The sequence below is a fragment of the Daejeonella sp. genome (assembly GCF_044232565.1).
GTDB lineage: Bacteria > Bacteroidota > Bacteroidia > Sphingobacteriales > Sphingobacteriaceae > Daejeonella.
In genome coordinates this window covers 1-7,304 of record NZ_JBIILQ010000142.1, presented here as the reverse complement: position 1 = coordinate 7,304, position 7,304 = coordinate 1, and the positions used below count along the sequence as shown (strand labels likewise).

At 36.9% G+C, this 7,304-nt stretch carries 7 protein-coding genes and 1 tRNA gene; 3 read left to right on the top strand and 5 right to left on the bottom strand.

The annotated features are described in order from the left end of the window. Nucleotides 1-39: 39 nt before the first annotated feature. From obgE to ACILQF_RS08660, 5 genes are all read right to left on the bottom strand, one after another. Nucleotides 40-1,056 (bottom strand): GTPase ObgE, encoded by a 1,017-nt coding sequence (gene obgE, locus ACILQF_RS08680; protein WP_395627023.1) that lies wholly within the window; start codon nucleotides 1,054-1,056, stop codon nucleotides 40-42. A gap of 79 nt (nucleotides 1,057-1,135) precedes the next feature. After that, on the bottom strand, nucleotides 1,136-1,708 hold the full coding sequence (locus tag ACILQF_RS08675; protein ID WP_395627022.1) for an adenylate kinase: 573 nt from the start codon (nucleotides 1,706-1,708) through the stop codon (nucleotides 1,136-1,138). 99 nt (nucleotides 1,709-1,807) lie between these two features. Next, nucleotides 1,808-1,881: transfer RNA gene (locus ACILQF_RS08670), tRNA-Arg, on the bottom strand. Nucleotides 1,882-1,981: 100 nt separating this feature from the next. Then, entirely contained in the window at nucleotides 1,982-2,443 is a 462-nt protein-coding gene (locus ACILQF_RS08665) for a redoxin domain-containing protein (RefSeq protein ID WP_395627021.1), read from the bottom strand. Between the two features lie 87 nt (nucleotides 2,444-2,530). Continuing rightward, nucleotides 2,531-3,442, bottom strand: a complete 912-nt coding sequence (locus tag ACILQF_RS08660; protein WP_395627020.1) for an SDR family oxidoreductase — start codon at nucleotides 3,440-3,442, stop codon at nucleotides 2,531-2,533. A gap of 351 nt (nucleotides 3,443-3,793) precedes the next feature. Between ACILQF_RS08660 and atpD the strand changes: the two genes are divergently transcribed. From atpD to ACILQF_RS08645, 3 genes are all read left to right on the top strand, one after another. Next, the gene (gene atpD, locus ACILQF_RS08655) at nucleotides 3,794-5,299 is read left to right on the top strand and encodes a F0F1 ATP synthase subunit beta (protein ID WP_395627019.1); all 1,506 of its coding nucleotides are present in this window, start codon (nucleotides 3,794-3,796) and stop codon (nucleotides 5,297-5,299) included. A 103-nt stretch (nucleotides 5,300-5,402) separates the two neighbouring features. Then, a complete protein-coding gene (atpC, locus tag ACILQF_RS08650; RefSeq protein ID WP_395627018.1) occupies nucleotides 5,403-5,651 on the top strand; it encodes an ATP synthase F1 subunit epsilon in 249 nt (82 codons plus the stop codon). Between the two features lie 530 nt (nucleotides 5,652-6,181). Next, the coding region (locus tag ACILQF_RS08645; RefSeq protein WP_395627017.1) for a dihydroxy-acid dehydratase at nucleotides 6,182-7,304 on the top strand (1,123 nt) is incomplete at its 3' end.

Genomic DNA, 7,304 nt, shown 5'->3' with positions numbered 1-7,304 from the left:
AATACTAATGGCAGATTCAGGATAAAAAAATTAAATATATTAGTCTTTTGCAAGCGTATTATGCTCATTAATCACCTTCCAGAGCATATCCTTAAGTTCTACTAATCCCTTTTGCGCCACAGAAGAAATAAATAAGCTTGGAATAGCTGGCAATTCTTGCTTCATTTCATTCATTAACTCCTCATCGAGCATATCCGACTTACTAACCACTAAAACTCTTGGCTTTTGCATAAGTTCAGGATTATACTGTTCCAATTCATTTAACAAGATTTCATACTCCTGAATGATGGTACGGTTTGTATCGGCCGGCACCAAAAACAGAAGCACAGAATTACGCTCAATATGCCTCAAAAAGCGAATCCCCAAACCTTTGCCTTTTGAAGCTCCCTCAATAATCCCTGGAATATCGGCCATAACAAAGGATCGATTATCACGATAGGAAACGATACCTAGGTTTGGCACCAGAGTAGTGAAGGCATAATCAGCAATTTCAGGCTTAGCAGCAGAAACTACAGAAAGAAGAGTTGATTTCCCTGCATTTGGAAAACCCACAAGACCAACATCAGCAAGAATTTTCAATTCAAGCACCATCCATTGCTCTTTGCCAGGTTCTCCGGGTTGTGAATATCGAGGAGTTTGCTTTGTAGATGTTTTAAAATGCCAGTTTCCTAGTCCGCCGCGCCCACCAGGCGTCAAAATTTTAGTCTCACCATCACTAGTGATTTCAAAAAGTATTTCTCCAGTTTCGGCATTTCTAGCGATGGTACCCAGTGGCACTTCGAGAATTTCATCAATACCAGTCCTGCCAGATTTCTGTCCGCTAGATCCAGGAAAGCCATTTTCTGCAATAATATGTTTCCGGTATTTAAGGTGTAATAAGGTCCAAAGTTGACTATTCCCCTTTACAATTATATGTCCGCCTCTACCACCATCACCACCATCGGGGCCACCTTTAGAGGTTAATATATCACGATGAAGGTGCGATGATCCTGCGCCACCATGACCTGAACGGCAGCATATTTTAACGTAATCAACAAAATTTGAGCTCTGAGACATAATATATTTTTACAGAGAACAAAATCCGTACAGGAATCTTTATGATCTCAAGGGGATGAAATTAAGATTTTTTCAGCAATTAAAAGGAATCAATCACCGTGCAAATAGAGCTGAATATTTCATCAACTGTACCTATTCCATTAATGCTTGTAAATTTATGCTGATCTTTATAATAGTTTGCTACTGGAGCTGTTTTCGAATTATATTCTACAATTCGTTTACGAATAACCTCAGGATTTGCATCATCTGGGCGACCAGAATCTTTTCCTCTATTCAATAAACGCTTTTCTAACTCTTCATCATTAACAACCAAAGCAATCATACCAGCGATAGAAGAAGATTTAGTTTGCAATAAATCATCTAAAGCCTCTGCTTGAGCTACAGTGCGAGGAAAACCATCAAATATAAAACCATTAGCCTCTTTGTTAGAGTCTAATTTATTACTGATCATACCAATTACTACCTCATCAGGCACAAGTAAACCTTGATCCATTAGCTTTTTAGCTTCAAGACCGAGTTCAGTGCCCATTGATATTTCAGATCTAAGTATATCGCCGGTTGATAAATGGATAAGTTTATACTTATTTATCAACTTTTCAGATTGTGTTCCTTTACCAGCTCCCGGAGGGCCAAACAGTACTAAGTTCAGCATTTGATGTCTAATTAATCCTGTTGGGGCAATGATTGATGACAGGATGGTTTAATTCAAATTAAAAGCCCTTTCGTTAAAGTCGAAAAGGCTTCTGTTATGTGCACCTGAAGGGAGTCGAACCCCTAACCTCCTGATCCGTAGTCAGGTGCTCTATCCAATTAAGCTACAGGTGCGTTTTTAACGGAAGCAAAAATATGCTTTCTTTTCATACAAACATAGTTTTTTTGAAAATACTCGCAATCCCTTAAAAATCAAGGCTCAACGCTCTTGAATTTAGTTCAACGCGTTACGAATAGCGTTAAAATCAGGAAGATCGCCTGCCGATTCCAAAACCTCCGCATAAACAATTTTATGATTTTCATCTAGAACAAATGCTGCTCTTTTAGAAACACCCTTCAAATTGAATACAAATTCATCATAAAAAGCTCCATAAGCCTGTGATGTTTCTTTGTTAAAATCGGAAAGCAAATGAAATTGATAATCATTGTCTTCCTTAAATTTTGCGAGTGCAAATGGAGAATCGACAGAAATTGCTAGAATTTCAGCACCCAACTCATCGTAATAACCAAAAGTATCACGCATGGTACATAGTTGAGTAGTACAAACTCCAGTAAAAGCCATTGGAAAAAAATGAATTACTACTTTTTTGCCAGCGTAGTCAGCCAAAGAAATTTCCTTTAATTCTGAGCTGTATAGGGTAAAGTTAGGCGCTTGTTGTCCTTTAGATAATGTCATAAGATTTATTTTTTTTCAAAGTTACTATTTTTAACGATTTTGCAGGTATTTAGAGGCGAAACAATAACTCTAAAAAAATTAGTTTACCTAATTATTTATTGCATTAATTTGTTTTTCCATCAAAGCAATACCCTCTTCAAAAGAATGTGGCTCATAACCAAGCTCTCTAATCGTTTTATCTAAAATAAAACCTGTCTTTTTTGGTCTTTTCGCTGCTTGATTTAAACTTTCAGAAGAAATAGGGTTTATTAATGTTTTATCGAGGCCATAATAATCTGCTACACGCTCAACAATCTCTAAAATACTCATTAAATCCTTTCCGGAAGCATTAAAAACACCCTTGGCATTCTTTTTTACCGCAAGAAGGCAGCATTGTGCTAGGTCTTCTGCCAAGGTTGGCATTCGCCATTGATCATTAACTACATTTATAGGTTCGCCTTTTTCAAGTGCTGCTTTTGCCCATAAAACAATATTTGTGCGACTCATATCATTTACAATTCCATACACAATAATAGTCCGCAAAATAGCCCATTTACAAGAAGAATTTTGCAATAATATTTCAGACTCAAGCTTGGTTTCACCATAATAACTTAAAGGATTGGCTTTTGCATCCTCGGTATAAGGTCCATCCTCACCATCGAAAATAAAATCAGTTGATAAATGAATCAATTGAATATCTCTTCTTTGACACACCTCAATCAGATTTTCCACCGATTTAACATTGAGCGCATAACATTTATCACGATCATGCTCACAAGCATCTACATTGGTCATAGCTGCTGTATGAATTATTGCATCCGGATGATAATTTGCAACAAGCTCATCCAAACGCTCAGCATTTAAAACATCAAGCTCCTCATAGGTATAACCAACTTTAAGTGGGTGCCGATTGGGGCCAATTGATGTTGCAATGAGCTCAATTTCAGGATCCATTAAGGAAAGATCTGTAATTTTCTGTCCGAGTAAACCATTACTACCGCTTACCATTATTCTTTTCATATTTCAAATAAAACAGAATTTTAGTTAAAAATCTAATTTTAAAGAAGGAATGCATTCAAAAACACAAAATATGTACCTATTCACAAAATTGTTTTTAATCCTGTGATTGTTTTTAATGATAGAAAGTTAGCACAGTGTATTTTTGCCTAAACAAAGCAATTAACCATAAAAAAGGGTCTTTAATAACTCAAAAAGGCATTCTTAGAACTTTTTAAAAACCAACGAACAACTATGATTAAAAAAAATTAATTAAGTATTTGATTTACGGGGATAAAGAGTATTTTTGCAAATCAAAAATCGGCTCTAAAAAAGGCCAATATTGTTGATTTAATAAAGTTTTACAAAATTTATATGCCAAACTCCGGAAAAATTGCACAGATCATCGGACCTGTAGTCGACGTAAGCTTCACAGAAAACGCACATTTGCCTAAAATCTATGATGCATTAGAGATTGTGAAAGACAATGGACAAAAGATTATTCTTGAAGTTCAGCAGCATCTAGGAGAAGACCGTGTTCGCGCAATTGCGATGGACTCAACAGATGGGCTTGTACGTGGGATGAAAGTACTTGATACTGGATCACCAATCAAAATGCCCGTAGGTGATAAGATAAAAGGTCGTTTGTTCAATGTAGTTGGTCAAGCCATAGATGGTATTGATACTATGGATACTTCTGATGGTTATCCTATTCATAATACTCCACCAAGATTTGATGAGTTAAGTACCGAAACTGAAGTACTTTTTACTGGAATCAAAGTAATCGACCTACTTGAGCCGTATGCTAAAGGTGGTAAAATTGGGTTATTTGGTGGTGCTGGTGTAGGTAAAACAGTATTAATCATGGAATTGGTTAATAATATTGCCAAAGCGTATTCAGGTTTATCCGTATTTGCTGGAGTTGGGGAGCGCACACGTGAAGGAAATGACCTTTTACGTGAGTTCATCGAATCGGGCGTAATTAATTATGGAGATGCTTTTAAGCACTCTATGGAAGAAGGCGGATGGGATTTAGCGTCTGTTGATAAAGAAGCATTAAAAGATTCAAAAGCAACATTGGTTTTCGGACAAATGAATGAGCCTCCTGGTGCACGTGCACGTGTTGCTCTTTCAGGATTAACTGTTGCTGAATATTTCCGTGATGGAGAAGGTGAAGGTCAAGGAAAAGATATCCTTTTCTTCGTAGATAATATTTTCCGTTTCACACAAGCAGGTTCCGAGGTTTCGGCGTTATTAGGTCGTATGCCTTCTGCGGTAGGTTATCAGCCAACATTGGCAACTGAAATGGGATTGATGCAGGAAAGAATTACCTCTACAAAAAGAGGTTCAATTACATCCGTACAAGCAGTTTATGTTCCTGCAGATGATTTAACTGACCCTGCACCGGCAACAACATTTGCCCACCTTGATGCTACTACGGTATTGTCACGTAAAATTGCGGAGCTTGGTATCTATCCTGCAGTTGACCCCTTAGATTCAACTTCTCGAATCCTTAATGCAGCGACCCTAGGTGATGAGCACTATGGTACTGCACAAAGAGTTAAAGAAATTTTACAACGTTATAAAGAATTACAAGATATCATCGCCATCCTTGGTATGGATGAACTTTCTGAAGAAGATAAGTTGGTAGTAGGTCGTGCTCGTCGTGTGCAGCGTTTCCTTTCGCAACCATTCTTCGTTGCAGAACAGTTCACCGGACTAAAAGGAGTATTAGTAGATATTAAAGATACTATCAAAGGTTTCAACATGATTATGGATGGTGAAGTTGATGAATATCCTGAAGCTGCGTTCAACCTTGTTGGGACTATAGAAGATGCGATTGAAAAAGGCAAAAAACTATTAGCTGAATCAAACTCTTAAGGGAGATCTGAGATGTGAGACAATAGATTTGAGACAATCTCACATCTCATATCTCATATCTCACATCTCACATCTCATATCTCATATCTCACATCTAAAAAATATGAAATTAGAAATATTAACACCAGATAAAAAGATTTTTGAAGGAGAAGTAAGATCCGTAACCGTACCTGGTACGATGGGATCTTTCGAGGTTCTTAAGGATCACGCCCCCATCATTTCTACCCTAGAAGATGGAAAGGTAATTATCCGTAAAGAAAATTCTGAGGAAATTATTTATATCAAAGGCGGAGTAATTGAAGTGTTAAATAATTCAATTATGGTACTCGCTGAAGGAACCAGAAATTCCTAAAAAAACCAGTCCTTTTAAAGCCCTTCAAATCCGCGGATCTGAAGGGCTTTTTTGTTCCCAAACAAAATCAATTCAAAGTCAATAATTTGATTTTAAGCAGAAAACTGCTCAATCACTGAAAAAATTATTTTTTTAGACCCAAAACCCAAAACCATTTTGGTCTATTATCTCAGTATTAAATATAAATTATTCGATAATAAACAAAATTTTATTCCGATTATTTATTTTTTGCAATATTTTATTCTAATTAGAAATATTTTTTTTGGCTATTGCTAGTTAAACAATAAGCGCTTAAATTGAAATTACAATAAATAAGAAAAAATAAATACCTAATAATGATTTAGGGTTTGATTTATACAAGTCAAAGACTGGCTTTTCCAGATTATTAATCAGTCCATTTATTTTACAAATCATACCCATAATTAAACTCCTTTATTAGAGTTAAACAGCTAAAAAAAAACAGTAAATTCTTAAAAAAAAATCGAATCATAGCAATCATCCGCAAAGGAAAAGAGTAAGTTATAAAACACATGGCACTTAACAAATACAGCAAAACAATTACCCAAGACCCCACACAACCAGCATCACAAGCTATGCTTTATGGAATTGGCTTAACTACTGAAGACCTTGCAAAGGCTCAGGTAGGAATTGTAAGCATGGGCTATGATGGTAATACATGCAATATGCACCTTAATGACCTTGCAAAAGATGTGAAAAAGGGGGTTTGGGCAAATAATTTGGTAGGCTTGATGTTTCACACCATTGGAATAAGTGATGGTATTACAAATGGAACAGAAGGCATGCGTTATTCCTTGGTTTCAAGAGATCTTATTGCAGACTCTATTGAAACTGTTTGTGGTGGGCATTATTACGATGGATTAATTGCATTGCCTGGATGTGACAAAAATATGCCCGGAGCAATTATCGCCATGGGACGATTAAACCGCCCAGCAATCATGGTTTACGGTGGTAGCATCCATTCTGGTGAGTACAAAGGTCAATCATTAAACATAGTTTCTGCATTTGAAGCTTTAGGGCAGAAGATGGCAGGCAACCTAAATGAAGAAGATTACCAAGGAATTATTCAAAGGGCATGCCCCGGTGCTGGAGCTTGTGGAGGGATGTATACAGCAAATACCATGGCATCTGCAATTGAAGCAATGGGCATGAGTCTTCCTTACAGTTCCTCCTACCCTGCACTAAGTGCAGAAAAAAAACAGGAATGTTTAGAAGCGGGAAAATACATCCGCATACTACTAGAAAAAGACATCAAACCTCGAGACATCATGACGAGAAAGGCATTTCACAATGCCATAGTTACAGTTATGGTGCTGGGAGGTTCAACAAATGCCGTATTGCATTTAATTGCCATGGCCAAATCAGTTGATATAAAACTCGAATTAGCTGATTTTCAAAAAATTAGTGACGAAACTTCAGTTATTGCCGACCTTAAACCAAGCGGAAAATACATGATGGAAGATGTTCATGCTATCGGTGGTTTACCCTCCGTTTTGAAATATCTCTTGCAAAAAGGGTTAATTCATGGCGATTGTCTGACTGTTACAGGCAAAACACTCGCCGAAAATTTAGCAGATGCTACTGATTTAGACTTCAATACACAGGATGTTATTCTGCCCTACGAAAACCCTGTTA